Here is a 25,149-nt window from a genome sequence, read left to right as displayed (position 1 = left end):
ATTTTCGAAAGCCCTTGACTACAGTCGAGTTGGTGGAGATCCGGCTCCGCAGCGATTCGCCGGACATGCTTGCCGTGCTGCGGGAGATCAGGCGCCTGCGCGCAATCGTATCTAGGGCAGACCAACTGGAGCGCAGTTTGGGGCCGACTGACGATGCAGTAGAGACGATCCGTGATATTTTACGTGCCGGCCTTGACGAGGAGCCATCCATTGCAGAGCTGGAATGGAATGATCGAATTGTGCGATGAGAGTCTGCAATGAGTAGGACTCGAGCACCGCTCAGCATCGAGCAGTTGAAAGAGATTCAGGGGCGGAACGACTCGCCCGACGTGCTCGCGCTGCTGTGGGAGGTGCGGCGCCTGCGGCAGATTGCGGCGACAGCCGATCAGTTGGATCGAAGCTTGGGGCCGCCTGTCGGCATGCCAGGCCTGCTTCGCGCTTCGCTGCGTGTGCAGCTGGATGGCGGTTACATGGTCGTCATGCGGCTGCCGCCGACAAAGCCTGAATAGATCAGGGTGCCGCGCACGCCTTGCCGACGCTGGCCCAGCCGGCGACGCGCTGCTCCTGGTCGACCAGCACGATGACTTGGCAGTCGGCCGCCGCGCTGCCATAGTTCAGTTGCAGGTATTCACCCTGGTGTTGATAGCTGGAGGGCGTGCCGTAGCGGGCGGCGAGGGCGAAGCTGTTCATGTCAATAACGCCGGGTCGCGGGAGCGCTCGCGGAAATGCCGCTCCGCAACCTTGCTGCGTCAGCACGATGAAAAGAAGTGCTCCATATAATGAGTGAGATGTGGGCACTGATCCGCCAAGAACGTTATACTTAAGTCATTATGGCTAAGTGCGTTGGTTTGGGCTTGAGGTACGTCACTTCGTGGCTCACGTAAAACCCAGTGTAATTCGCAGTGTAATCCAGTGCAATTCAAGGGGTGTCACTGGTGTCTATTCGGCGAACGCCCCCTATGAGAGCACTGCGCAGGCAGATGCGCAAAGGCATTCACACTGCAGGGGTCGCAAGTTCGAAACTTGCACTTCCCACCAAGAATTCGCTTTAAAATCAATAGCTTACATCAAAGCCGCCAATCATCGACAGGCGGCTTTTTTTGTGGGTGTGATTTCCGGGTGTGATTTACTTTTTCTGAACCAGCGCAGATAGCTTGTCGAGCGCCGCCCGTTGAGCATCGATCTGTAGGTGGGCATACCGCTGCGTCGTTTGAACGTTGCTGTGGCCGAGAATTTTGCTGATCGTATAAAGGTCAACGCCCAGGCCGAGCATAATGCTCGCGCAAGAGTGCCGCAAGTCGTGGAAATTCACATGCTCCATGCGTGTCTTTACCCTGGCCCTGCGCCATGACGACTTCAGTCCGTCGACTGTGATTGTGAGCGGGAAATGTTTAAGCCACGGCCGCAACGCGGGAATGATCGGGATCACGCGTGTCTTCAGCGTTTTTGTATGGCTTGCTGGAAGCCTGATGCTATCGACGCCAATATCTTCCCGGCGAATTTGGAATAGCTCCCCACGCCGCGCACCTGTTAGCAGGGCTGCCCATATTGTCGCTTGCGCCTGTTCGGTGCAATGCTCCGCGATCATGCGCACTTCTTCAACGCTCAAAAAGACTTCCCGCTTGATTGCGGCGATGATGACGGCGAGGTCCAGCTGGGCGATGCGCGCGACAAGCTCGCTGGCGTCCTCGCTCAGGTCATAGCCGCGCGCCAGCGGCCGGGCCGACTGCGCTACATTGCGCACCGCAACGGCCACGGCCATATCCCGTGCAGCACGGTCGCCCGGCTCGATCAGTTGGCCGGCGTCAATGGCGTGGCGCAGGGCGGCGTTGGCGACGCGCCGAAGAGCTTCGGCACCAGTCCATGCAGCATCCAGCTCGGCAGCCGCTATCAGCGTCACCGGATACGTACGCGGCGGCGCCGGCCAGCGGCAGTTCGTGAAGTTGCGGTTTGCTGCGTGCGCGACGCCGGGCGTCCAGTCGCCAGGACCGTCCTCGATCGCGTCGCCGGTGAAGACAGGCTTACCGTCGAGCATACCCAGCGGCAGCATGAGCAGATCGAGGCCGCTCTCATGTTCGGAGTTGTACGCGCCATCAACCGCCCACGATGCAGGCATATCTGGCGGATCTCGCCGCTGTCCAGCTCGACACTGACGGCGGCACCGATCTGGTGTGCAGCGTTGAACTTGTCGCATGCGGCCTGGAGCTTGGCAGTCGCCTGTGCCTGGCGTTCGGCGCGGGAGGTCATGCTGCGCCGCCCAGGTCGGCCGCGTCGATCACGATGCTGCGGCAGTACGGCTCGCCGTCGTCCACGATTTCGAAGGTGACGTGTGGGACGTCGGTGCGGTAGGTCCAGCTGTAGCCTTCTTCCTTGGCCCACAGGGCATCGACGGCGCGCACCTGTGGCGCCCGGGCGAAATAGTCTTTGAGCGCTTCGTCGTCGTGCTCGATATCCTCGCGGAATGGCAGTACGCCCTTGGCGTCGATAAGCGCCACGGTCGGCGCGCCGCGCTCATCGTCCACGAAGCCACGGAACTCCATCAGGTCGTCTCTGGCGCCGAAGATCACGATCAGGCCAGCCGCTTTGGCCTGCATTTCCTCTTCCTTCAGCATTTCGTTGCCGTATTCGCGGCCCGTCAGCAGACCGGCCAGCAGTTCTTTGCTCAGCTTGGCCGGCGGTGCTTCGGTCAGGCTGGCCGGTTTGACGGCCGGCTGCGGCGCGGTATGATTGAATGCCGCCTGATCGATTTTCGAGTAGGGGAACTGGTTGGCGAACTTCTTGATGCGCTGGATGAAGAACGAGCCCTGCGACTCGGCGCCCAGGAATTCAGCGAACAGATCGGCGTTGAAATTCTGGTAGTGGTAAATGTCGCTCTGGCCGGTCGACTTCTTCGGGTGGAACTGGATGGCCAGCAGGTTCAGTTCTGGCGCATGGCCGATGGCTGCAAACTGGCTGGACTCGACCTACTGCATAACGACTTGGGGAAGGGTGCTCACGAGTATCTCCTGGTGGTTGGCAATGGTTTAAACGGCTTGCTTGGCTTGTACGGCGCTGATGTGGCGGGTCAGTGCTGCGCACATCGATGGGAACGAGCTTTCGTGATACAGCTTGGCGGCGCGGTCGGTGGCTGCATGGGCAAATCCCAGTGAAGCCAGAAACTCGGCGGTAAGGGCAAAGCCAAGGCGCTCGCCGATTTGGCCGAGGCGCAACGTGGGTTGGCCTACAGTCGCCGTTTCGCGCACTTCGAGGTGCACTGGATGGCAGACAGCAGGAGTCGCTGCCGCAGCTATTTCGGCCAGATCAGCCAGGCGACCTTGCTCGGCCACGGCAGCGGCCTGCTGCTCAGCGCAAGCTGGCCACTAAATTATCGTCAAAAAATGACCTGCTGAAAAAAAAATCGATGGAAAAAAATAAAAACTCCAGCACATCAATTTCAGACAAAAAAACCAGGAGAAAATAGCAATGGAAATGCTGCCATTTCACCAGCGTCGCCGACAACAATTTCTATACGAAGACCTGTATATTAAAACAAGAAAGAACCAGCTCGCCATACTGGATGTGGAACTTGAAAATAAAAGAGTGGTCGATTCGCTGCAGGAAAATTCTTCCGTTCATCATTTTTTGTATCTGGAACTGTTCTGGATATGGATGCTCGACTATACGGCGGGCGAGCCTATCGATGCGCTGGCACCACGCATCGCGGAAATCGTCGATAAATTTGAAGAGTGGAATCAAATCGATCAACTCTATCAACAGGAAACTGCACTCGAACTCCCGGAGTATGGCGCATACGAATATGAGGGGGCGCCTCAGTTTTCCATCCTTTCCGATTATGAAGACACCCTGCAGCTGCTCAGCATCGCCATACTGGTGCGCGATCAGCGTTCGGTACGGCGTATTATCGACGTGCTGCGCAGCCACCGGGGCCAGGATGGACTATTCGAGCAACTGATCGGCGCATATGTCGAGGACAGGCAAGACCTGGACACCTGCATTATCGGCAAGCTATATGATACTTTGCTTCAGGTTTTCAACGAAGATGATGAAACTGGTTCCCTCAAACTGCTGCAAAAATATTTGAAACAATGGTATCCGGCCATGAAAAATCACCCCCGCTGGTACGACGAACATCTCAAGGTCAGCGAGGAAGGGTATGCCGCATATTATGGCTACTGGGCGTTTGAAGCGGCAGCGACCGTGTTCATACTTGATCTGGACGACATCCAGATTGACCATCTGGTTTACCCGAAGGATCTGGCTGACTACGCGCGAAAATTATGGGAAGAAGACCGCCATACGAGTCTGGAAGCAGAAGCCGTGACCGGCATGGCCAGAGTCAAAGGCGGTCAGCCCTGCCCTCAAACTGGCTATTGGGAGACGCCGGCAAAATTACACAGCCGCAGCCATTTTGAGCAAGGCGAAAAAATGCCGGTTTTTGGTGATTCGGCATATGGAGAAACAATTTGGCATTGGAGTGCGCAGCAATAGCCAGCATGCCAGGCTGACCGGCATGCGCATCGCCGTTATGCTGGACAAGTTTGAATTGTGACGGGTAGCCGGTCAACCATGGCAGCAGGAACAGGTTGTGTCGCGTTGTTGATCAAACGGCGGAATTTCCCCGGAAAGGCACTACGGCGCTCAAACTGGGCGGACCATTCCTGCGAGCGCATAAAATTGATCGGCGAACGACATCGCATCGGCGCCGTCGATGGCGAACTGGCCCTTGCGAATCATGTGTATCAGTTCGATGCCGGCGAGCACGGAGCCAGCGGACCAGAACGATTTGAAGTTGAGCATCGGCCTGGTCACTCGCTTGATGGCGCGATGATCCTGCTCGACGATATTGTTGAGGTATTTAACCTGGCGCATCAGGATCGGCACATCGCGGCCGGCGTTGATCGCATCGATCGCCGCCTTGTTGGCGCCGCTCTTGTCCATTGCGACCTTGTCCGGATCGCCATTTGCTCCCATGGCCTTGTCGAAGAAGCGCTTCGCCGTCAGCAGGAAGTCGATGGTCTTGCCCTGCTTGTCGACAGCGCGGTAGAGGTATTTCCAGACGTAGTGGAAAGCGAACGTGTCACTTTTGCGAGGGTAAATGTGTCAATCCATCTTTTTGGTCTCGGAAAATTCGAAATTTATTAATTTTTTCAATGGCTTACCGAATCTGGAAAGCAATTGCGTCAACTGGGACGCAAGGAAAGGAAATGTGTCACTTCATTGGCGCCTTAAATCGGCACCGATTCGCATCGTCAGCGTCATTGTGACTTTTAGAAATAGCTGCGACGTTTTCAAAATAGCTGCGATTAGCTATATGATTTCCCACAGGCCGGATTTGGCCAAACCCGGTCGTTCGGCCCAGCATAGCAGGTTGCCAGGGTAAAAATCTAGCAGTTGCATCGGCAGGCTGCCTTCGCCCCATACCGGTCATTGAAGTATTGCTCCTGACTCTGGAACTAGGCTAAATGGGCGCCAGCCGCCTGGTGGGTCCCATTCACCATCACCACGAATCCGATCCGCGCTCGCATCCTGAAGGACTACACCGCCGATCCCAAGCGGCGACTGCTCCCAGATCAGACCTCCTGTATGGTCAAAAGCAAGAACTTCAGATGCCGAAGTTACAAGCACTGCGATGCGGCTATTTAGGTTCTCAAGGTCGCGCGAATCGTAAGCGTCTCCCCACCGCCGTCTATCTTTAATAGTCCACATACCCCACCAAGAATTCACTGTATCATCAAGTACTTATATTAAAGCCGACACAACATGTGGTCGGCTTTTTTATGCCTGCGCGATTTTTGGTGTAATTTATCTGACCAGGCGCGCTGCTCGCCATTGCGCGCTTCGGTAGCGCGAATAGTGCGTGACGTTCGCCGGAGAAATAGTATCCGCTAGCCATCATCGCAGTTTCTATCCAATTACCACTTTTGCATCACTGCTCCCGGGTTCCCGTTTGCCTGCGGATGGCTCACTGGAAGCGGCCCGACGCGCCTGAAGATCCTGGGATATGATTGATTTCGAGCGTTTTATTCATGGAGGCGGCATGTCGGTATTCCAGCGTACGATCGAAGCCTTGGAGAACAGGAAAAAGGCCCTGGCCGCTGAGGCTGCTCGGGCGCTTGAACAGCAGGCGATCGAGAAGGCGAAGTATGCGGCCAGGGCCAAGGTGGTGGTCGACAGGGTGGTGGCACGGCTGAATGTGGAGGTCGCCGCCATCGACGCTGCCGGTGGCGTGGCCAATATACGCAATCAGACCTTCGAGGGCCACTTCGTGGTGTCGCTGCATTTCTCGTTCGAACAGAAGCAGTCCGAGCGGCAGGACCCGCCCGTGTTCCAGTTCGGCGTGCGCGTCGATGGCGATGCGAAGGTCAGCCTGCTGGCGCAGGCGGCGATGAACCGCAATTCGGCCTACGGCGCGATACAGCTGGGCAAGCTGGAATTGATTGATCTGACCGATCCGGCCTTCGACAGCCGGCTCGACGAAGCGCTCGAGCATTTCTATGGGGCCGCGTACGAGTATGCTGAGAAGCTGAAGCGCCGCTAGCGACGATGCCGGTCTGCCGGTCTGCCTGTTGCGGCCGGCCGGGCAGCGCAAGAGCCTGCATCGCGGCCCTGGCGCTGCCGGCTATCTGCCAATTGCAGATCAAACTGCGCCGACAGCAGCACCGTGCGCGGTGCCGCCGCCGTGCCCACCGTCAAAAGTGTACTGCTCGACAGCCAGTAGTTCTGGTTGAACACGTTCTCGACGCTGGCGCGCAACGCTCCCTGTTTTCCCATGATCATGGCGCGATAGCGCGCACCGAGATCGACCCGGGTCCGTGACGGCAGGGGCAAAGTGTTGCCGACGTCATCTGGCGTGGCGGCCGCGTCCATGCCGCGCGCAGAAGGAAAATCCTGCTCGCTGGCGCCGTAGTGGTAGCCGGCGGCCGCGTACAGCATCAGATCCGGCGACAAATCGTATTCCAGGCGCGAGGCAATGGTCGCGTCGCGCAGGGCCAGATCGGCGCCATCGTAGACGGCGCGGCGGCCCGAAGGCGCCTTCGGAATAAAGGCGATGCCAGGGCGAAAGCCAGTCTGGGCGCGGAAGGTCTCGGTCTCTTCTTTTTGCGCGTGGGCATCCACCGACCAGCGCCATCAGGCCGAATTCCTGCTTGCCGTCGTCGATATTGGTGTCGCCGTTGCGGAAGCTGCCATTGACGCGCAGGCCCCAGGCATTGTCGGGACCGAAGCGGCGGCCCACGTCGAGCTGCAGGGCCGGCAGCGACTGGCTTTCGTAGGTGGCGCGCCACTGGCGCCGGTCACGCTGAAGGCTGTGCCAGCAGGCGCAGGAAGGCGTCCAATGGCAGCGGCCTGGCGTAGTAATAGCCCTGGCCGTATTCGATGCCGAGCGCCTTCAGCTTTTCCGCCTGGGCCGCGTTTTCTATCCCTTCGGCGATCACCTTGCTGCCCACCGCATCGGCGATGGCGACAATTTCGGGAATCAGGCTGGAGCGCAAGGTCAGGTCTTCCATCTCGAACACGAACGAGCGGTCGATCTTCAGGTAGTCCGGCACGACCTGGTTGACCAGCCGGAGATTGGAGTAGCCGGTGCCGAAATCGTCGATGGAAATCGCATAGCCATCGTCTTTCAGCCGCTTCAGTTCGGGCACGATGGCCGGCGAAAAAGCGTATTCCGTGACTTCGAGTTCGATCTGCAGATCGCTGCGGCCGGCACCCTGCAGCACCGCCTGCAAGTGGCCGTGCAGCGTGTCGCGGTGCAGGCTCTGCGAGAAGAAGTTCAGCGCAACCCTGAAATCGGCCTGCGGCGGCAGGGCGCCGCCAAGCGACAGCAGCGCGCAGCGGCTGACGGCGGCGTCGAAGCGCCAGGTCAGGCCGCAGTGATTCAAGGCAGGAATGAACTGGTCGGGATACAGCAATTGATCGCCATCGCGCAACCGTCCCAGCGCCTCGCAACCGATCACGCGCCCGCTGGCGAGATGAACGATGGGCTGGAAATGGCAGACGATATTGGCCTCGTTGCACAAGCTGCGGATGCGGAAATCCATCGAGCGCAGATGGTGGAAGCGTGCCGACAGGGTTTGCCCCGCGAAAAAGCCCAGCAGGGCGGACGCCGCCAGGATGCCTGCCAGCAGGGCCAGCGGGTCAGTGCCAAGCTTGTTTGTGCGCAGCGCCGTCTGTATCACCAGCGGCGTGGCGCCGCCGGTTTCGCTCGATACCAGCACGTCGAGCTGCTTCCAGTCCAGCGTCAGATGGGCAGTGTGCCCGGCCGGCGTGCCGGTGGCGATCCCGGGCCCGCGGTACAGCAGCTTGCGCTGCGCGCCGCCGCCTGCCCAGACCGCATCGCTGTAATGCTGAAACGCCGCACTGGTCGCGCTGTCATCCACCACCGCCTGGAACCGGCCCCGTTCCAGGATATTCACGGTCTGCCGGGACAGCGGCTTGCCGTTGAAGGGCGCCAGTGGCGAGTCGAAAATATAGCGGCCAAGCGCGCCGTCGACCGCATTGCTGCCCATGCTGACCGGTGTGGCCAGCTGGCCCAGGCTGGTGGTGCAGAACAGGCGTCCCTGCGGGTCGAGCATGCCGACCACGTGCACATGCGGCCGGCCCACCAGCAGCGCGCGCAGCGCAGTCAGGTTGACGGCATCGCACCCGGGCCGGTGGCTGGCATTGAGTTCCTTCAGCAGGGAGCCGGCATCGCGCTGGATTGCCTTGACCAGCCCAACGATCCGCGCATGGCCGTCGTCGATTTCGCGGATTTTCGCGCCCATCACGCTGGCGCCGAGACCGACGGCAAAGGCCAGCCCGAGCAGGTATCCGGCCAGGCGGCCGAGCAGGTCCGGGTGGCGGCCGATCAGTCCGCTGACCCGCAGCACGGTGCTATCCCATTTGGGAAATTGCTGCTGAAAATGCATCCGTCTGCTCGCGATCCGCCAGGTTGGCGACACCGATTCAAATGGCAGGCGCTCGGGCGACACCGGTGCGTGCAGTTTGAATCCGCATCTGATTATATTCGAGCAATTTTAATCTACTCTGGACATGGATGCGGAAGGATTACGTCGACATCACGGCAAAACATGCCTGTGCCGCTTGCAGCATGTATTTGCGCATAGGACCAGCTGGCATTGCAGTTGCTCCGCGATTGCGCTGTAGCGAGCCAGCTTGGCGCGTGACGGTCCGGCCGGTCCGCTGGCCAGCACGCACAGACAAGTTTTCCGGACGCCATTGGCCGCATCGAAGGCATTGCCCGGCTTGCCTCGCTGCCACCTCGTCGGGCCACCACCACCGTCCGCAGTCAGGTGCGCCTTGCGCGCGCTGTCCCGGCGCCAATCCCGCTATGCTGGGCGCAAGGAGGAGAGGCAATGGCTGAATGGATCGAACTGTTGCAATGGCCCGCGATGGCGCTGTCCCTGCTGGCGGCCTGGCTGGTCGGTTCGCGCACGCCGGCCAGGCGGTTAACGGGCTTCTGGGTATTTTTGTCCAGCAATGCGCTGTGGGTGGCGTGGGGCTGGCATGACGAGGCCTGGGCCCTGATTGCCTTGAATCTGTGCCTCGCGCTGACCAATGTGCGCGGCATTATCAAGAATGACCAGGCATGAAAATGATCAAGCTGTATTTTGGTAATTGGCTTGAGCAAACGGCATATGAGCGGGAGCTACCGGCATGGCGCCCAATTCGTTCGGTAAGCGCTGCATGCGGCAGGCGCAAATCAGGCGCCGCTTCATTGCAGCGGCAGCCCGGGTTTGTTAGCGCCAGGATGGCGCGCGTGCCGAGGTCGAAGCAGGGCACGCCATCCATCCTGCAGCAAGTCGGTGCTTTCGCCGCTTGCTCAAATCTGCCGCTGCCCCCCATCCACAAACAGCTCGATCCCGTTGACAAAACTCGCATCGTCGGACGCCAGGAACACCGCTGCCTTTGCGATTTCGTCCGGCTCGCCGACCCGGCCCATCGGGATCAGGGTGGCCAGATGGTCGAGGAAGCCTTGCTGCTGGCCGGCGTCGCTGCCCACCAGTTCCACCAGGCCTGGCGTCCTGATCGGACCAGGGCTGAGCGTATTGACACGGATATCGCGGCCTTTCAGGTCCAGTATCCAGTTGCGGGCAAACGCGCGCACCGCTGCCTTGGATGCGGCATACACGCTGAACGCTTCCGTGCCGCCGCTGGCCGCGGTGGAGCCAGTCAGTATCACCGACGAGCCCTTGCCCAGCAGTGGCAGGGCGGTCTGCACGGTAAACAGCGTGCCTTTGACGTTGCGCGCAAAGGTATCGTCGAAGTGCGCTTCGGTAATCTGGCCCAGTGGCAGCAGGGAGCCGCCGCCGGCATTGGCGACCAGGATGTCGAGCCTGCCGTGTTTTTCCCTGACCCGGTCGAACAGGGTCTGCAGCTGAGCGAGGTCGGCCGAATCGACGCGGGCGCCTTCGGCCGTGCCGCCGATGGCTTGCACCGCCGTGTCCAGCTCGGCCTGGCGGCGGCCGGTGATATACACGTGTGCGCCCTCGGCCGCATAGCGTGTTGCAATCGCCAGGCCGATGCCGGTACTGCCGCCGGTAATGACGGCGACTTTGTCTGCAAGTTTCATGATCGTTTTCCTTGATATGTGAATGGGTACGCAGGCAGTGTGCCTTGCAACTACCTGCGTGATAAGACAGGCCGCACTCATATCAGCTATGCTTTATCTGCATGAATCAATCATGGGAAAGAAGAAATGGATAAATTGCTGTGGATGCAGTGCCTGGTGCGCGCCGTCGAGACGGGCAGCTTCTCGGCGGTGGCGCGCGAGTTGGGCATCGGCCAGCCCAATGTCAGCCGCCATATCGCCTCGCTGGAAAAGGCGCTCGATACGCGGCTGCTGCATCGTTCGACGCGCCAGCTGGTGCCAACGCCGGAAGGACAACGATATTATGCGCAAGCACGCCAGGCGCTCGATCTGATTGCGCAGGCGGACGCCGATGCGCGCGGCCAGGAACAACCCCATGGCCTGCTGAGGGTGGCATGTGCGCCAACGCTGGCCACGGAAAAGATCATCGTGGCGCTGCCGGAGTTCCTTGGGCGCTACCCCGACGTCGAGGTCGAGTTGCGGCTGGGTGACGATTACATCGACCTGGTCGCCGAAGGCGTCGATATCGCCCTGCGAGGCGGCGTGCTCAAGGACAGTTCCCTGCGGGCGCGCCGGGTCGGCACGTCCGAGCGCATCTGTGTTGCCAGCGAGCGTTATGTGCAAAAGCATGGCGAACCCCGGCAGCCGGCCGATCTGCTGCAGCACCAGTGCCTGATCTATACCCTGATGGCGGGCGGCGGCGGCTGGCCTTTCAGGCAGGGAGAAGTGCATGTGCAAGGGCGCTTGCGCCTGAACAGCCTGGAGGGCATACGCACGGCCGTGTTGCAGGATATCGGCATCGCCTATCTGCCGTCGTGGACGATAGCCGAGCAGTTGCGCAGCGGCGAGCTGCGCCCGTTGCTGAGCGAGCATGCGGCGCCGCGCACGCCGCTCAATGCGGTGTATGCCGCCGAGCGGCTGCTGCCCCGGCGCGCTGCCGTGTTCATCGACTTTATCAGCGCCGTGTTTGCCGCCACGCCCGGGCTTGACGGCAACCCGATAGCTTGACCATCTTGCCCGTGTTTCAGCGCGCCTTGCCGCCGCTCCTGCGCACGGTCGTCACATAGGTGGGCAACTCCCACGCGCCGCCGGGAGCGACCAGCCGGCACATGCCGGTGGTCGATTCTTTGGTCAAGACGAATTGTTTGCCGTCCCAGGTGTAGATGGCCGAGCTCCAGCAGTCGCCCAGGCCGCGGCCTTTGTGCGACGCTGAAATTTCACCGTCCTCATACGCATTGGCGTCGTCTGCGGCGCTCACCGGATTGAACGGCGGCGTGGGATTGATGACCCAGAACATGCCGGACTGATTGTAGGCATAGGTCTCGCATACCGTCGATACAAGAAGCTTGCTGCGCGACAGGCGCTGCACGCCGAGGTCACTTTTTTCCTGTCCATGCTCTGATGCGTACAGCCCCGGGCAGTCTTCCTGGCCGACGGTGTTGCGCAGTTCCTTCAACAGGGCCGCGCGCTGGGCGGCCGGCAGCAACAGATCCTTGTCGTTGTGCTTCGGCACGGCAGCGGCGATGACGACCGGCGCCACGCTGGCCTGTACCACGCCGCTTTCGGGCTTGCCGCCCTTGCGCACCAGCGCGCCGATGGTGCCGATGCGGCCCTGGGCTTCATCCATTTTCAACAGCACGGCGCTGGCGCCGGCGGCGGACAAGGTCCAGTCCTGCTTGCCGCTCGAAAAGATCAGGCTCGACGACTGCAGCAGCGCCGGCACGATGGCGGCCAGCGTTGCGCCGTTCAGGGGGCTGGACTGCGCGCCAGGGAGCAGGTCGATAGTCCCGAGTTTGCGTCCGCCGGACTTGATCACCAGGTGACTGACATTGGCGGCCAGTGCAACGTCGCTCCCGGCGTAGGAGCCCAGCTGGATCCGTGCGCTCACTTCCTGCCGCGCGCCGGCATGGCGCACCAGCAGCAGGGAGACGGCCGGCTCGGCCCCTTCCACCTGGTAACCGGCGGCGCGGCAGGTGCCGGTGTTGTCGCAGGCCAGTTCCCAGTCCTTGTGCGAGAAACCGATGCCCGGCTTGCCGGCGGCAAGGCCGAGGCTGGGCATGGCAGATACACCGGTCAACAACATGATGGCCAAGCCTGTCTTCATTTCACATCTCCTGACTGTTCGATCCGCATTATAGGATGGGATGGCCTGGTTCCCGAACGACAATGGTTGCCGCGGCCGGGCGTCAGGAATCAAGGCTGGGCCGGATCGACATGTTTGCCGATGCCCGTCCAGCACTCGAAACAGTCGGGGCCGGGGCGCAAGCCGGCGGATTTCGCGTCGTACCGGCCGTGGATCAGGCCCATGAATTCGCTGGCCACGTGGCGGTGGCAGCAAGGCTGCGGGCAACCAGTGGCTGCGCCACCTGCTGGCCGAAACGTTCGCCGAACAGGGCGCACTGTGCATTACTATACGGTTTTGCTTATCAAGGAACACCATGGCCGTCCGCGTACATCATCTGAATCAAAGCCGCTCGCAGCGCATAGTCTGGCTGCTCGAAGAACTGGGGCTGGACTATGAACTCGTGCGCTACCAGCGCGACGCCGTCACCCGTTTCGCACCGCCGGAATTGAAAGCCATCCACCCGCTGGGCAAGTCGCCGCTGCTGGAAGTCGATGGCGTGCTGATCGAAGAGTCGGGCGCCATCGTGCAGTATCTGTGCGAGCAGCATGGGCAATTCCTGCCGGCGGCCGGCACACCGGAAGCGCTGCGCCATCTGCAACTGATGCATTTTGCCGAGGGCTCGGCCATGCTCCCGCTGCTGCTGCGTATTTATGTGTCGCGCCTCGGCGATGGCGGCGCACCGCTGCACGGCCGCATCGACGGCGAAGTGGTCAGCCATTTCGATTACCTGGAAAGCATGGTCCAGCCTTCCGGCCATTTTATTGGCGACAGCCTGACCGGTGCCGACATCATGCTCAGTTTTCCCGTCAGCATTGCCACCAGGCAGCCGGAAGGCACGCGCTGGCCCAGGCTGCAGACGTTTGTGCGCGCCATCGAAGCGCGCCCGGCCTGGCAGAAGGCCATGGCCGCTACCCAAGGCTAAGGCCAGGCGCCGGCGATGGACAACTTCCGGAGAAACCTGAATGGCCCGGACGCCGTCGGCCTGCTGGCGGCACTGCGCCAGGGTACGCTGAGCGTGGAGCAGCTGGCGCAGGCGCAGCTGGCGCGGCTGGACCAGGTGCAGCCGCGGATCAATGGCGCGACCCATATTTTCCGTGACCAAGCGCTGGCACAGGCGCGCCTGCTGGACGCCAGTGGCGACAGGTCGCTGCCGCTATTCGGCCTGCCGTGCAGCATCAAGGAAACCTTTGCCATTTCGGGCGAGATGCTGACGGCCGGCTCCGCACGCATGGCGCCGCAAGTGCCCGGGGAAGACGCGCGGATCGTGCGCCGCTTGAAAGAGGCGGGCGCCATCGTGGTGGCGCGCAGCAATGTGCCGGAGTTCGCCATGACGGCCGAGACCACCAACCCGCGTTACGGGCGCACGAATAATCCGCTCGACGTGCATCGCGTGGCCGGTGGTTCGAGCGGCGGGGAAGGGGCGCTGGTCGGTGCGGGCGCGTCCGTGTTCGGCGTCGGCTCCGATATCCTCGGCTCGATCCGCATCCCGGCCGCCTTCTGTGGCGTGGTCGGCTTCAAGCCCCATTCCGCCGCCGTCGACCAGCGTGGCACCTGGCCGGTGGTGACCGGCAACACCCGGTCCTGGCTCGGCCTGGGGCCGCTGACCCGCAGCGTGCGCGACGCGCGGCTGGTATATGACGTGATCGCCACGCAGCCGGTCGCTGCCGTGCCGCCGGCGCCAGGCCGCCTGGTGATGCCGGGCGGCTTTCCGCTGGCGATGCGGGAGCCGTGCATGGCCGAGGCGCTGGCCGCCGCCAGGACGGCCTTGCTGGAAGTGGGCTACCGTCCGGAGGCGCAGGATTTTTCGGACGTTCCCTATTTATACAGTCAGATTCCCAAGCTGATCCTCGATGATTTTTACGACGGCTGGCTGCGCATGCTGTCGACACCTGCGGCGGGCCGCTTTTCACCATGGGCCGAGCTGCTGCGCCAACTGCTGAAAAAGTCGACCATCGATGAAGGCCTGCTGCGCTGGATGCTGATTGCGCCGCTGATGAAGCCGCGCAGCGCGGTCACAGTGAACACGATCGCGGCGCGGTTTGCCGAGGCCCGCTCGCGCTATCAGGCATTGCTGGCTACCGATGGCGTGATGGTCTTGCCGACCCTGGGGCTGCTGGCGCCTGCACATGGGCAGATGAACCGGCTATCGCTGAAACCCGGCGTGAATGGCTGGTTTACCGCCCATACGCTGGGCAACTACCTGGATTTGCCGGCAATGGCCATTCCGGCCTGGAAATTTACGGACCCTGCCACCGGCTTGCCGCCGAGCATCTCCGTGATGTGCGCGCCCGGCGCGGAAGCGCAGCTGTTTGCGGCCGCCACGCGCATCGAGGCCGCCTTGAACTGAAGAGGTTTTCATGTTGATATTGTCGTTATGGCATTTCAGCAAGTGAAATTTCGTTTTATTGCATGAAATTGGCGCTTCGGCACAGGCTTGGCCGTCTAATTTGCTGTCTTATATAAGATTCCTCGGCATCGGGTACACAAACGGCGCCGGGACAGTCTAAAATACGTGGTGGGCCAAGCACGGCGTCACCGCCGGTACATAAGCCGTCCAAAGCATGATCAACCATCCTGTATTTGGAACGAAGAAAGTTAACCACCAAGCATCACCGCATACAAGGGACTGAACAATGGCAACACAAAAATCCAAGATCATCTACACGCTGACTGATGAAGCGCCCATGCTGGCGACGTATTCGCTGCTGCCGATCATCAAGAAGTTCACTGGACCGGCCGGCGTCGAGGTTGTCGCCAGCGATATTTCGGTCGCGGCGCGCGTGCTGGCTGAGTTCCCCGAGTACCTCTCCGACGACCAGAAAGTCCCGAACACCCTGGCCGAACTGGGCGCCCTGACGCAAAACCCCGACACCAACATCATCAAGCTGCCGAACATCAGCGCGTCGGTCGGTCAGCTGATCGCCTGCATCCGCGAACTGCAAGGCCGTGGCTACAAGCTGCCGGACTATCCGGAAGACGCCAAGACCGACGAAGAAAAAGCCCTGAAAGCGCGCTACGGCAAATGCGTCGGCAGCTCGGTCAATCCGGTCCTGCGCGAAGGCAATTCCGATCGCCGCGCGCCAAAAGCCGTGAAAGAATTTGCCCGCAAGCACCCGCATTCGATGGGCGAGTGGAGCCAGGCGTCGCGCACCCACGTGTCGCACATGCACCATGGCGACTTCTACCACGGTGAAAAATCGATGACCATCGCCGCCGCGCGCGACGTCAAGATGGAACTGGTTACCCACTCCGGCAAGACCATCGTGCTCAAACCGAAGGTCTCGCTGCTGGCCGGCGAAATCATCGACAGCATGTTCATGAGCAAGAAAGCGCTGCTGGAATTCTACGAGAAGGAAATCGACGACGCGTTCAAGACCGGCGTGATGTTCTCGCTGCACGTGAAAGCGACCATGATGAAGGTGTCGCACCCGATCGTGTTCGGCCACTGCGTGCGCATTTTCTACAAGGATGCGTTCGAGAAGCACGCCGCGCTGTTCGATGAGCTGGGCGTCAATGTCAACAACGGCATGGTCAACCTGTACGACAAGATCGAAACGCTGCCGGCGTCCAAGAAGGAAGAAATCCTCAAGGACCTGCACGCCTGCCACGCCAACCGTCCGGAACTGGCGATGGTCGATTCGGCCAAGGGCATTACCAACTTCCATTCGCCGAACGACATCATCGTCGACGCGTCGATGCCAGCCATGATCCGTATCGGCGGCAAGATGTGGGGCGCCGATGGCCGTCCGAAGGACGTCAAGGCCGTGATGCCGGAGTCGACGTTTGCGCGCATCTACCAGGAAATGATCGGCTTTTGCAAATGGCATGGCAACTTCGATCCGAAGACCATGGGCACCGTGCCGAACGTGGGCCTGATGGCGCAGCAAGCCGAGGAATACGGTTCGCACGACAAGACGTTCGAAGTGACCGAAGCGGGCGTGGCCAACATCACCGATATCGCCACCGGCGAAGTGCTGCTGTCGCAGAACGTGGAAGAGGGCGATATCTGGCGCATGTGCCAGGTCAAGGACGCACCGATCCGCGACTGGGTCAAGCTGGCCGTCACGCGCGCGCGCAACTCGGGCATGCCTGCCGTGTTCTGGCTCGACACCTACCGTCCGCATGAAAACGAAGTCATCAAGAAGGTGCAAACCTACCTGAAAGACCACGACACCAGCGGCCTGGATATCCAGATCATGTCGCAAACGCGCGCCATGCGCTACACGCTGGAACGCGTCGCGCGCGGCCTGGACACCATCTCGGTGACCGGCAACATCCTGCGCGACTACCTGACCGACCTGTTCCCGATCATGGAACTGGGCACCTCGGCCAAGATGCTGTCGATCGTGCCGCTGATGGCCGGTGGCGGCATGTACGAAACGGGTGCGGGCGGTTCGGCGCCGAAACACGTCAAGCAGCTGGTGGAAGAGAACCATTTGCGCTGGGATTCGCTGGGCGAGTTCCTGGCCCTGGCCGTGTCGCTGGAAGACATGGGCATCAAGACCGGCAACGCCAAGGCAAAAATCCTGGCCAAGACGCTCGACGAAGCCACCGGCAAGCTGCTGGACAACAACAAGTCGCCATCGCCACGCACCGGCGAGCTGGACAACCGCGGCAGCCATTTCTACCTGGCGCTGTATTGGGCGCAAGGCCTGGCTGCGCAGAACGACGACGCCGAACTGAAAGCCCACTTCACGCCTGTGGCAACTGCCCTGAGCGAGAACGAGGCCAAGATCGTCGAAGAACTGCTGGCAGCGCAAGGCGCGGCAACCGACATCGGCGGCTACTACATGCCCGATCCGGTCAAAACGGAAGCCGTCATGCGTCCAAGCGCCACGCTGAACGCGGCGCTGGACAGCATCTGATGTAACAAATGACGATGCGGCCAGCCGGCCGCACCGTTTCAAGAGCAAGGCCGGCAGCGATGCCGGCCTTTTTTTCGTCCGATGTGCGAGCGTTGCGGTGTCGGCTTGCGCAGCACGCCTACCTGCACGATGGCACCACGACACTACCGCGGGTGCAACCGGCATCCTCCTGCCCTCAATGGCTCTGCATCTCCGGCAAATCGATCTGCGCCTTGCGCGCGGCGATTTCGGCGCCCAGCGACTGCAGGTCGAGCTTGGCCTTGCGCGCTTTCGGAAACATCTCTTCTTCCTCTTCCTGCACATGGTGCTCGATCTGTTCGGACAAGACCTTGACCTTGGCGTCGTACAGGTCTTCACCGGGTTCCATCGCCACGATCTGCGCAATCAGCTCTTTCGCCGAAGCGTGTTCGACAGTGGCTTCATCGACCAGGTCTTCGCTCGATTTGCTCGCTTCGCGCACGGCCGGATAGAAGATTTCCTCCTCGGCGGTGGCGTGCTTGGTCAGTTCCAGGCAGATCGCCAGCGCGAGCTTGCGCTTGCTGGCCAGCGAGCGGTCGCTCAGCGCTTCGTATTGCTCGAACATGTCCTTGACCTTCTGGTGATCCTGGGTCAGCAGTTCGATCGCGTCGAGCGCATTGTCGGCAGCGCCGGCCTGTTTTGGTTTCGACGTCGTGTGTTGGGATGAGTTGGCCATGATTCTTTCCTCAAAGAGTGAGGCGGAGCAGGAGCGCCGCCTGGGTAACTACGTTGAAATGCAATATTTACTTTTTGCCGTCTGCCGCAGATGCTTTCGACTGCGAACCATCGCTGCCGCCGGATTTGCCTTGCGATCCACCGGCACTCTGGCGGTTGCCATCGTTCTTGTGGCTCATGGCGCCGGCCGCGCGCGCTTCTTCGGACGTGAATTCGTGCGCCTTGCCCGAGGCATGCGCGGCGCGGCCCCCTTCGGCGGCAATGGCGCGTTGCTGCGCCGGATCCATGCCGGCAAAGCCGCGGCCGCGGCTGCCGCCCTTGTCGGCGCTCTGGCGGTTGCCTGCCTTGCCGTCATCGTCCTGATTCCTGTCCTGGGCTTTGCTATCGCCTTGCTTGCTGCTCGCCATGATTTGTCTCCGTCTGGTTGAAAATATGGTTGAAAATAAGCACTGGGAGATTGCATTGTAGGCAGGCATTTACTGGCTGCATGTAGGACGTTGACTCAAGAACAGGTAGGCTGTTGGGCGGCACGCGATGGTTGCTCACGGTGACCAATTCTTAATTGAATGACATATTTCTGGCTTGAATTTTCGGCGTATCTTGTCGCTCCGCAGAGGGTGTTTTTCCTACAGCAAGGCAGCCGATGCGCTGACCTGAAACCACCGTGGCGGCCGGTATGGTCATGCTTCAGCCAACCAGGAGACTCTCAATGCGCGCACTCGTTTATCATTCGGCCCACGACGTCAAGGTCGATACCGTTCCCGATCCCATCCTGCAGCAGCCGGACGACATCATTCTGAAAATCACTGCTACCGCCATCTGCGGCTCCGACCTGCACTTGTATCGCGGCAAGGTGCCCGGCATGAAGGAGGGCGATATCATGGGCCATGAATTCATGGGCGAGGTGGTCGAGGCCGGCCCGGCCGTCACCAAAGTGGCGGTCGGCGACCGGGTGGTGGTGCCGTTCGTGATCGCCTGCGGCAGCTGCTTCTTTTGCGACATGGACCTGTATTCGGCGTGCGAGACCACCAATCCGGACCGCGGCACCATCATGAACAAGAAAAGCCTGAAGTCGGGCGCGGCGCTGTTCGGTTTCAGCCACATGTATGGCGGCGTGCCGGGCGGCCAGGCCGAGTACGTGCGCGTGCCCAACGCCAACGTGGGGCCGATCAAGATTCCCGATACGCTGGAAGACGAACAGGTCCTGTTCCTCAGCGATATTCTGCCGACCGGCTACCAGGCCGTGCTCAATGCCGGCATCGGGCAGGGTTCCAGCGTGGCGATTTTCGGCGCCGGCCCGGTCGGGCAGATGGCGGCCGCGTCAGCAAAGATGCTGGGCGCCGAGAAAATCTTTATGGTCGACCATCATCCGTACCGGCTTGAATTCGCGCGCCAGGCGTATGGCGTAATACCCGTCAATTTCGATGATGTCGATCCGGCCGAGTTCATCATCGAAAACACCAACTCGCGCGGTGTCGATGGCGTGATCGATGCGGTGGGTTTTGAAGCGAAGGGCAGCGGGCTGGAAACCACGCTGACGGCGCTGAAACTCGAAGGCAGCAGCGGCAAGGCGCTGCGCCAGTGTATCGCCGCCGTGCGGCGCGGCGGCATGATCAGCGTGCCGGGGCTGTATGCCGGCTTTATCCACGGCTTCCTGTTCGGCGACATCTTCGAGAAGGGCATCGGCGTGAAAGCGGGGCAGACGCACGTGCAGAAATTCATGCCCGAGCTGCTGACCTTTATCGAGGAGGGCAAGCTCAGTCCCGAGATCATCATCTCGCACCGCATGCCGCTGGCCGATGCGGTCGAAGGCTACAAAATGTTCGACAAGAAAGAAGACAATTGCCGCAAAGTCGTGTTACGGCCGTGACAGTGAACTAGCGCATGGCCTCGATGGCCATGGCCAGGGTGCGGGCGACCTTGCTGCTGCGGTCGCTCGAACCCTGGGCCTGCTTTTTCAGGATGGCGACAATTTCCGCCTTGCGTTCCTGGAACTCGGGGCTCTGGTCATAAGCGGCCTCAAAAAACTCCAGCGCCGTCAGCGCCTGGCGTGCCATATCGTATCCTGCGTGGGGCATGGTTTCTCCAATTCAATAGTTCATGATGCTATCACGCTGCCCGGCAGTTGCCGCGCACGCATGCGCCTTCGGCAGCTCGCGCTGCTCAGCTTGCATGGCAGTGGCAGAGCCCGCTGTATCTTGCGTTCGGCCAGCAGCACACCATGCCGTGACCATGCCGGAACAGGGCGGCGACCTCCTCGGCCGCATGGGCTGCCTCGGAAATGGCGCACAGTGCCACTGTTTCGGCTGCGCCGCTTTTCAAACGACTTCATTCCTGACGCTGGTCGACATGGGTGCTGCCACAAAAAATGTGTGCAATGCCTCAGTGGTGTTGCATGCGCAGCTGTTCGACTGCCTGATAGCCCGCCTGGCACAGCGCTGCGGCCTGTGCCAGCTGCTCCATCCGTACCGGCTGCGGGTCGCCCGCATAAGCACTGCCGGTATATTTGGAATGAAAGCCCGAGCGCTGCCGCATCGCCTCCAGTTGCTGTTGCGTGCAGTCGACCCGCAGCATCGACAACAGTGTCGAAAACACGATTTCCGGCAATTGATTGTAGTTAACCGGTAACAGGCGCCCGGCCGCCACGTGGGGCTGCGCCGCCGAGAAGAAACTGTCCAGCACCATTCCCGCATGGGCATCGAGGTCGCCGGGTGCGTGCGCAGGGGCCGGCAACGGCAGCAGGGCAGGGTGGATCAGGCCCGGCACCATCTGCGGACCGCGCTGGCGCTGGTGCGACGCCAGTACCGCCAGCGGCTCGCGGTACAGGAACAGGCAGGGCGTGTCGGGGAAGGCTGCGCGCAGCAGCTCCAGGCTGTGGATGTGCCAGCAGTCGAACTTGATGACCAGGTGCTTTTCCTGCCCGGTGCGGCGCTGGCCCATGGCGCGCACGACCTGACGCAACAGGGCGACGGTGCTGTCAGGCGCGCCCTGGTCATGGTGCAGGCGCAGCACGGAGTCGATGATGGGTGGCTCGGACATGACGATGCATTGCGGAAGCGAAGCGAGCAGTTGCGTCAGCAAGGTCGAGCCGCAGCGCGAGACATGGAAGATAAACGCATCCGGCGCCGGCACATGATTGAATTGCGCCAGCGCCGCGAGCGGCGTATGGCAGACGCGGCGCTGGTCGCGGTGCTGGCGCGCCAGGGTATTTTCAAAGAAGGAATCGGTGAAGGCGATGTCCGCCATGTCGCGCCAGGCCAGCGTCGCCTCGCCACCGTCGACGCCGGCGCTGGCCGTCAGCGGGAACCAGTGGCGCAGGTCCATGCCCTGCTGCCATGCAATTTGTTCACCTTTGGTCAGCTGGCGTTCCTGCACCGCAAAGCCGTTATGCCCGTTCACGCCGCCACCCCGCGGTAAATCGCGGCCAGCCGCTCGGCCTGCGCCAGCACGGCCGGCTCGCCGGTGGCACGCAGGCTGGCGATGACGTGCTGCACATTGCCGTCGTTGATGCTGGCGTCGCCATACTTGGGCGGTGGCTTCGGCACGAAGCCGGCGCTGGCGAACAGCTGTTCCAGCCAGTCGTTGGTGACGCAGTCGATCACCAGGTGCACGCGTGGCGCCGCGCCACGGTTTTCCACGGCGTGGCGGCAGCTGGCGTCCATATACCAGGCATGGCCGGCGCTGAAATGCACCTGCTCGCCATCGATGCGGAACAGCACGTGCGGCGAGGTCAGGATCGGGATATGGATGCGCGTGACGCCGTCGGCCAGCGCGGTGCCGGGGTCGCGGTGTTCACGGATCACGGCGCCCGCGTCGAGCGCCATCAGGCGCGCGGCGCCGACCTCGCAGTCGAAGCCGGCGATCACCTGCCGCAGGTACGGGCAATGCCCCAGGTGCGGCGTGTCGGCATACGCCACCTCGTCGAGCGACATGATATGGCGCGCGTCGCCGCCGGCCGCACGCAGCGGCAGCACGCTCCAGCCGTTTTCATAGGCGCCGGTATTGAAATGCGCCAGCCAGTCGGTGGCGGCGAAGCGGGCGATTTCCTGCTGCATGCGCGCCACGTCGAACAGCAATGGCAGGCGCAGATGGGTGCTGGGCGCCGTCATGGCGCGCTCCAGCGCAATTGTTGCTGGATCGGGTCTTCGCCGTCGGCCACAAAACCGAGCCGCGCGTACAGGCGGCGCGCGGCCAGGTTGCCGTGATTGACGCCGAGGCTGAGCGTCGCTTGCCGGGCGGCGGCATGCGCCTGCAGGCCGGCCAGCACGGCGCTGCCGGCGCCCTGGCCCTGCGCCTGCGGCAGCAGCGTGATGTCGACCACGCGCAGCGCCTGTTCGCCGGGGTTGACGATCAGCCGGCCGATCGGCGCGCCGTCGCGCTCGATCACCAGGTGGCGCGCCTGCGGATAGGACTGGCGATAGCCCTGGTCGTGCATGCGCTGCTGCATGGCGATCAACTGCTCGATGAAGTCGGCTTCGGCCTGCATCTGCAGCAAATCGCCGCGGCTGCTGCGGTACAGCGCGCGCACGAACGCCTGGTCGCTGGCGCTGTCGGCATCGAACTCGCGCAAGTTGAAAGGGGAGGATAAGGAATACACCGGCGCTCCAAAAAAAGGGTGGTTCGAATGGCTATCTATTTGCTATGCTGCCAATATTTACGTCGTCTTGCAATCACATTTACAGGATTTCCCCTATGAACATCACTCTTGAACTGGTCGCTCCGCTGGTCGACAGCGTCTTCATGGCCCATACGGCGGCCGGCGTGGTTCCCCTGACCTTGAGCGAAGCGAAGGAACTGCCGCGGCGCGGCTTGCCGGAGCAGTTCCGTACGCCGCTGAGCATGATCTTCGCGGGTCCGCCCGAACTGGTGCTGGCGGACGGCAATTACACCCTCGATCACGAGCAGCTGGGCCGGCTGGAACTGTACTTGTGGCCGATCTCGGCGCCGTTGCCTGCCAGGTCCAGCGAGATGGGCAAGCAGTGCTACCAGGTATCGCTGTCGTGAGCGGCGTCGATCGCGCTGCCGAGCAGGCGGAACTGGCGCAGATCGCCCGCGCCATCGCCGACCCGGCGCGTGCGCTCGCCTCGCTGATCGGCGAAACCGGGCAGCTGCGCGCCTTTGTCGAGCGCCATTCGCAGCTGTCGATGGAGGGCTCGGACCGCATGACCGAAGGCGAAAGCACCTTGCCCAGCGGCTGGGCGATTTCACCGGTGCAGGCGGCGCTGTGCGCGCGTGAACCGCTGCGCAGCGCCGCCTTCATCCAGGGCCTGGCGGCGGCCATCCGCGCCGCCGCCACGCCGCAGCGGCCGGTATCGGTGCTGTATGCCGGTTGCGGCCCGTTTGCCTTGCTGGCCTTGCCGCTGATGGCGATTTTTTCGCCGCTGCAGGTGCGGTTCACCATCCTCGAGGTGCACCAGGAAGCGCTCGACTACGCGCGCGCGCTGATCGAAGGGCTCGGCTATGGCGCGCACGTGGCGGCATTCGTCTGCGCCGATGCCGCCACATGGCGTATTGCCCCCGAGGCAACGCCGGACGTGATCGTCAGCGAAACCATGAATACGGCATTGGGCAAGGAACCGCAGGTGGCCATCATGCGCAATCTGTTCGTGCAGGCGCCGCAAGCGGCACTGGTGCCTGCCGCCATCGCGGTGCACCTGGGCCAGCCGGGGCGTGCCATGGATGAGCCGTGCGCCGACTGGGGCCGCATCTTTGAAGTGAACGCCGCCAGCATCCTGGCGTGGCAAGGACAGCAGGGCGGTTCCCTGCCGGCCGCCAGCATCCGCCTGCCGGCGGCGCTGGCGCGCGCACCGAAACTGCTGACGCGCATCCAGGTGCATGGCGAGATCGTGCTGCACGATTATGACTGCAGCCTGAACCTGCCGCTGCACCTGCCCGGCAAGCCGCAACTGACGGGATCGGAAACGCTGGCCTTTTCCTATCGGCTGGGCAGCACGCCGGGACTGGCGTGCGAGGTGCTGCGCTGATGCTTTAAGCCGTCTAACAAAACCGTAGCGAGCGGAAGGGAGTTGTGGCTGAGAAGCGCAACCGTACAAAGGTACGGTGAGCATCGCAGGCCGCAAATACCGACGCGCAGTAGGTTTTGATAGGCGGTATTAATTGCGCATCGGGAAATAGCCCTCGACGGCAATCAGGTAATTCATCGCAATGAAGGGCGGCGTCGGCGCGCTCTGCGCCGTCAGCGTGACCGGCGTGGTGATCGGCAGGCCGCTACCGGTGCTGGCGTTGGTGACGCTCGGGCTGAAGCTGACCTGTCCGCTGGCCTTGGCCAGCGCGACGCTGCCGCTGGCGCCCAGCGCCGGCAGGTACATATTGGTAACCGAGGTGCCCGACGACGCGGCGGTGGCCAGGTAGCCGCCGACCGTCGGCGCAGGGTCGGTGGCTTCATCCAGCGAGGCGGTCAGCGTGACGTCGACCGTCGACGAGCCGCTCGACACGGTGGCCGCGTGGGTATGCGCCGGCAGGTTGGCGACTGTCAGCGCGATGTTGGCGGGGCCGGTGCTGACGAGGCGTACGTTGGCGCCCAGGGTGTCGCCATTTTGCGCTGTCCGCGTCGGCGCGCCTTGTGCATTGACCGGTGCGGTCACGATGCGGTCGGGCGCGACCGTGTTGTTCAGCGCGACCGGAATGCGGCCGCGCAGGTCGGGCAGGGCGAACGTGGTCTTGCCGTCGCCGCCGAATTGCACGCCCAGCAGCGCGTACAGTGCGTTGTTGGTGCTGATGTTGAGTATCTGGCCATTGCAGAACATCCAGCCCTTCGGTGCGAAAGGGAATGCTGCCAGCATGATGGTGCCGATGAGTGGGTCCATGTTGTCTCTGGTGAAGTGATGGGTGTGTCAGATGGGTACGTGAAACTGATG

Annotated in this window: 27 protein-coding genes and 3 pseudogenes; 13 read left to right on the top strand and 17 right to left on the bottom strand. The window is 61.9% G+C overall.

Annotated elements, in window-relative coordinates; genetic code table 11:
• Window positions 1–14: 14 nt before the first annotated feature.
• Both RTQ46_RS06580 and RTQ46_RS06575 read left to right on the top strand, forming a co-directional pair.
• Complete coding sequence (locus RTQ46_RS06580) at window positions 15–248, top strand: hypothetical protein (RefSeq protein ID WP_312435374.1); 234 nt, start codon at window positions 15–17, stop codon at window positions 246–248.
• Window positions 249–257: 9 nt separating this feature from the next.
• On the top strand, window positions 258–509 hold the full coding sequence (locus RTQ46_RS06575; protein WP_312435373.1) for a hypothetical protein: 252 nt from the start codon (window positions 258–260) through the stop codon (window positions 507–509).
• 1 nt (window position 510) lies between these two features.
• Here RTQ46_RS06575 and RTQ46_RS06570 read toward each other — a convergent pair whose 3' ends face one another.
• The 4 genes and pseudogenes from RTQ46_RS06570 to RTQ46_RS06555 form a co-directional block, all read right to left on the bottom strand.
• Complete coding sequence (locus tag RTQ46_RS06570) at window positions 511–690, bottom strand: hypothetical protein (RefSeq protein WP_312435371.1); 180 nt, start codon at window positions 688–690, stop codon at window positions 511–513.
• A 436-nt stretch (window positions 691–1,126) separates the two neighbouring features.
• Complete coding sequence (locus RTQ46_RS06565) at window positions 1,127–2,116, bottom strand: site-specific integrase (protein ID WP_312435370.1); 990 nt, start codon at window positions 2,114–2,116, stop codon at window positions 1,127–1,129.
• 127 nt (window positions 2,117–2,243) lie between these two features.
• Window positions 2,244–2,612, bottom strand: coding sequence for a hypothetical protein (locus RTQ46_RS06560; RefSeq protein WP_312435368.1), 369 nt, complete (start codon window positions 2,610–2,612; stop codon window positions 2,244–2,246).
• A gap of 222 nt (window positions 2,613–2,834) precedes the next feature.
• Window positions 2,835–2,906: pseudogene (locus RTQ46_RS06555) on the bottom strand (hypothetical protein); the annotation flags it as partial.
• A 288-nt stretch (window positions 2,907–3,194) separates the two neighbouring features.
• Here RTQ46_RS06555 and RTQ46_RS06550 point away from each other — a divergent pair.
• Entirely contained in the window at window positions 3,195–3,389 is a 195-nt protein-coding gene (locus RTQ46_RS06550) for a hypothetical protein (protein WP_312435367.1), read from the top strand.
• Between the two features lie 73 nt (window positions 3,390–3,462).
• Complete coding sequence (locus RTQ46_RS06545; protein WP_312435365.1) at window positions 3,463–4,488, top strand: PoNe immunity protein domain-containing protein; 1,026 nt, start codon at window positions 3,463–3,465, stop codon at window positions 4,486–4,488.
• A gap of 150 nt (window positions 4,489–4,638) precedes the next feature.
• On the opposite strand, the pseudogene RTQ46_RS06540 reads toward RTQ46_RS06545, so the two are convergent.
• Window positions 4,639–5,055 (bottom strand): annotated as a pseudogene (locus tag RTQ46_RS06540) (IS6 family transposase); the annotation flags it as partial.
• A gap of 946 nt (window positions 5,056–6,001) precedes the next feature.
• Between RTQ46_RS06540 and RTQ46_RS06535 the strand changes: the two are divergent.
• Window positions 6,002–6,538, top strand: coding sequence for a hypothetical protein (locus tag RTQ46_RS06535; RefSeq protein WP_312435363.1), 537 nt, complete (start codon window positions 6,002–6,004; stop codon window positions 6,536–6,538).
• Here RTQ46_RS06535 and RTQ46_RS06530 read toward each other — a convergent pair.
• Together RTQ46_RS06530 and RTQ46_RS06525 are read right to left on the bottom strand one after the other, a co-directional pair.
• On the bottom strand, window positions 6,535–7,116 hold the full coding sequence (locus RTQ46_RS06530) for a TonB-dependent receptor (RefSeq protein WP_312435362.1): 582 nt from the start codon (window positions 7,114–7,116) through the stop codon (window positions 6,535–6,537). The two genes, RTQ46_RS06535 and RTQ46_RS06530, sit on opposite strands and share 4 nt — an antisense overlap.
• Window positions 7,117–7,292: 176 nt before the next feature.
• A complete protein-coding gene (locus RTQ46_RS06525) occupies window positions 7,293–8,906 on the bottom strand; it encodes an EAL domain-containing protein (RefSeq protein ID WP_312435361.1) in 1,614 nt (537 codons plus the stop codon).
• A 447-nt stretch (window positions 8,907–9,353) separates the two neighbouring features.
• Here RTQ46_RS06525 and RTQ46_RS06520 point away from each other — a divergent pair, with 447 nt between their 5' ends.
• A complete protein-coding gene (locus RTQ46_RS06520; protein WP_312435360.1) occupies window positions 9,354–9,590 on the top strand; it encodes a hypothetical protein in 237 nt (78 codons plus the stop codon).
• 230 nt (window positions 9,591–9,820) lie between these two features.
• Here the strand turns inward: RTQ46_RS06520 and RTQ46_RS06515 are convergent, their stop codons facing one another.
• Window positions 9,821–10,570, bottom strand: a complete 750-nt coding sequence (locus RTQ46_RS06515; protein WP_312435359.1) for an SDR family oxidoreductase — start codon at window positions 10,568–10,570, stop codon at window positions 9,821–9,823.
• Window positions 10,571–10,696: 126 nt separating this feature from the next.
• Between RTQ46_RS06515 and RTQ46_RS06510 the strand changes: the two genes are divergently transcribed.
• A complete protein-coding gene (locus RTQ46_RS06510; protein WP_312435358.1) occupies window positions 10,697–11,596 on the top strand; it encodes a LysR family transcriptional regulator in 900 nt (299 codons plus the stop codon).
• A 16-nt stretch (window positions 11,597–11,612) separates the two neighbouring features.
• Here the strand turns inward: RTQ46_RS06510 and RTQ46_RS06505 are convergent, their stop codons facing one another.
• On the bottom strand, window positions 11,613–12,692 hold the full coding sequence (locus tag RTQ46_RS06505; RefSeq protein ID WP_312435357.1) for a DUF1176 domain-containing protein: 1,080 nt from the start codon (window positions 12,690–12,692) through the stop codon (window positions 11,613–11,615).
• An 89-nt stretch (window positions 12,693–12,781) separates the two neighbouring features.
• Window positions 12,782–12,970, bottom strand: a pseudogene (locus RTQ46_RS06500) (homogentisate 1,2-dioxygenase domain-containing protein); the annotation flags it as partial.
• 56 nt (window positions 12,971–13,026) lie between these two features.
• On the opposite strand from RTQ46_RS06500, the gene RTQ46_RS06495 reads away from it, so the two are divergent.
• The 3 genes from RTQ46_RS06495 to RTQ46_RS06485 all read left to right on the top strand — a co-directional run bounded on the left by RTQ46_RS06495 (window position 13,027) and on the right by RTQ46_RS06485 (window position 17,578).
• On the top strand, window positions 13,027–13,635 hold the full coding sequence (locus RTQ46_RS06495) for a glutathione S-transferase (protein WP_312435356.1): 609 nt from the start codon (window positions 13,027–13,029) through the stop codon (window positions 13,633–13,635).
• A 15-nt stretch (window positions 13,636–13,650) separates the two neighbouring features.
• Entirely contained in the window at window positions 13,651–15,060 is a 1,410-nt protein-coding gene (locus RTQ46_RS06490; RefSeq protein WP_312435355.1) for an amidase, read from the top strand.
• 286 nt (window positions 15,061–15,346) lie between these two features.
• Complete coding sequence (locus tag RTQ46_RS06485; RefSeq protein ID WP_312435354.1) at window positions 15,347–17,578, top strand: NADP-dependent isocitrate dehydrogenase; 2,232 nt, start codon at window positions 15,347–15,349, stop codon at window positions 17,576–17,578.
• A gap of 175 nt (window positions 17,579–17,753) precedes the next feature.
• Here RTQ46_RS06485 and RTQ46_RS06480 read toward each other — a convergent pair whose 3' ends face one another.
• Both RTQ46_RS06480 and RTQ46_RS06475 read right to left on the bottom strand, forming a co-directional pair.
• Window positions 17,754–18,272, bottom strand: coding sequence for a hemerythrin domain-containing protein (locus RTQ46_RS06480; protein WP_409518304.1), 519 nt, complete (start codon window positions 18,270–18,272; stop codon window positions 17,754–17,756).
• A 67-nt stretch (window positions 18,273–18,339) separates the two neighbouring features.
• Window positions 18,340–18,678 (bottom strand): KGG domain-containing protein, encoded by a 339-nt coding sequence (locus RTQ46_RS06475; protein WP_312435352.1) that lies wholly within the window; start codon window positions 18,676–18,678, stop codon window positions 18,340–18,342.
• Window positions 18,679–18,980: 302 nt separating this feature from the next.
• Here RTQ46_RS06475 and RTQ46_RS06470 point away from each other — a divergent pair, with 302 nt between their 5' ends.
• Window positions 18,981–20,141, top strand: a complete 1,161-nt coding sequence (locus tag RTQ46_RS06470) for a zinc-dependent alcohol dehydrogenase (protein ID WP_312435351.1) — start codon at window positions 18,981–18,983, stop codon at window positions 20,139–20,141.
• A gap of 7 nt (window positions 20,142–20,148) precedes the next feature.
• Here RTQ46_RS06470 and RTQ46_RS06465 read toward each other — a convergent pair whose 3' ends face one another.
• From RTQ46_RS06465 to RTQ46_RS06450, 4 genes are all read right to left on the bottom strand, one after another.
• Window positions 20,149–20,349 (bottom strand): hypothetical protein, encoded by a 201-nt coding sequence (locus RTQ46_RS06465; RefSeq protein WP_312435350.1) that lies wholly within the window; start codon window positions 20,347–20,349, stop codon window positions 20,149–20,151.
• A gap of 304 nt (window positions 20,350–20,653) precedes the next feature.
• Complete coding sequence (locus RTQ46_RS06460; protein ID WP_312435349.1) at window positions 20,654–21,670, bottom strand: sulfotransferase; 1,017 nt, start codon at window positions 21,668–21,670, stop codon at window positions 20,654–20,656.
• Entirely contained in the window at window positions 21,667–22,380 is a 714-nt protein-coding gene (locus tag RTQ46_RS06455; protein WP_312435347.1) for an aspartyl/asparaginyl beta-hydroxylase domain-containing protein, read from the bottom strand. Before RTQ46_RS06455 ends, RTQ46_RS06460 begins: the two co-directional genes overlap by 4 nt.
• A complete protein-coding gene (locus tag RTQ46_RS06450) occupies window positions 22,377–22,868 on the bottom strand; it encodes a GNAT family N-acetyltransferase (protein ID WP_312435346.1) in 492 nt (163 codons plus the stop codon). Before RTQ46_RS06450 ends, RTQ46_RS06455 begins: the two co-directional genes overlap by 4 nt.
• A 95-nt stretch (window positions 22,869–22,963) precedes the next feature.
• On the opposite strand from RTQ46_RS06450, the gene RTQ46_RS06445 reads away from it, so the two are divergent.
• A complete protein-coding gene (locus RTQ46_RS06445) occupies window positions 22,964–23,275 on the top strand; it encodes a DUF6916 family protein (RefSeq protein WP_312435345.1) in 312 nt (103 codons plus the stop codon).
• Window positions 23,272–24,255 carry a hypothetical protein gene (locus tag RTQ46_RS06440; RefSeq protein WP_312435343.1) on the top strand — a complete coding sequence of 328 codons (984 nt, stop codon included), beginning with the start codon at window positions 23,272–23,274 and terminating at the stop codon, window positions 24,253–24,255. The genes RTQ46_RS06445 and RTQ46_RS06440 overlap by 4 nt, the downstream gene beginning before the upstream one ends.
• A gap of 129 nt (window positions 24,256–24,384) precedes the next feature.
• Here the strand turns inward: RTQ46_RS06440 and RTQ46_RS06435 are convergent, their stop codons facing one another.
• A complete protein-coding gene (locus RTQ46_RS06435) occupies window positions 24,385–25,098 on the bottom strand; it encodes a tail fiber protein (RefSeq protein WP_312435342.1) in 714 nt (237 codons plus the stop codon).
• Window positions 25,099–25,149 lie beyond the last annotated feature (51 nt).

This window comes from Janthinobacterium sp., assembly GCF_031995485.1.
Taxonomy (GTDB): Bacteria; Pseudomonadota; Gammaproteobacteria; order Burkholderiales; family Burkholderiaceae_D; genus Janthinobacterium.
The sequence above is the reverse complement of the archived record's forward strand: the minus strand, read 5'-3'. Positions and strand labels throughout refer to the sequence as shown.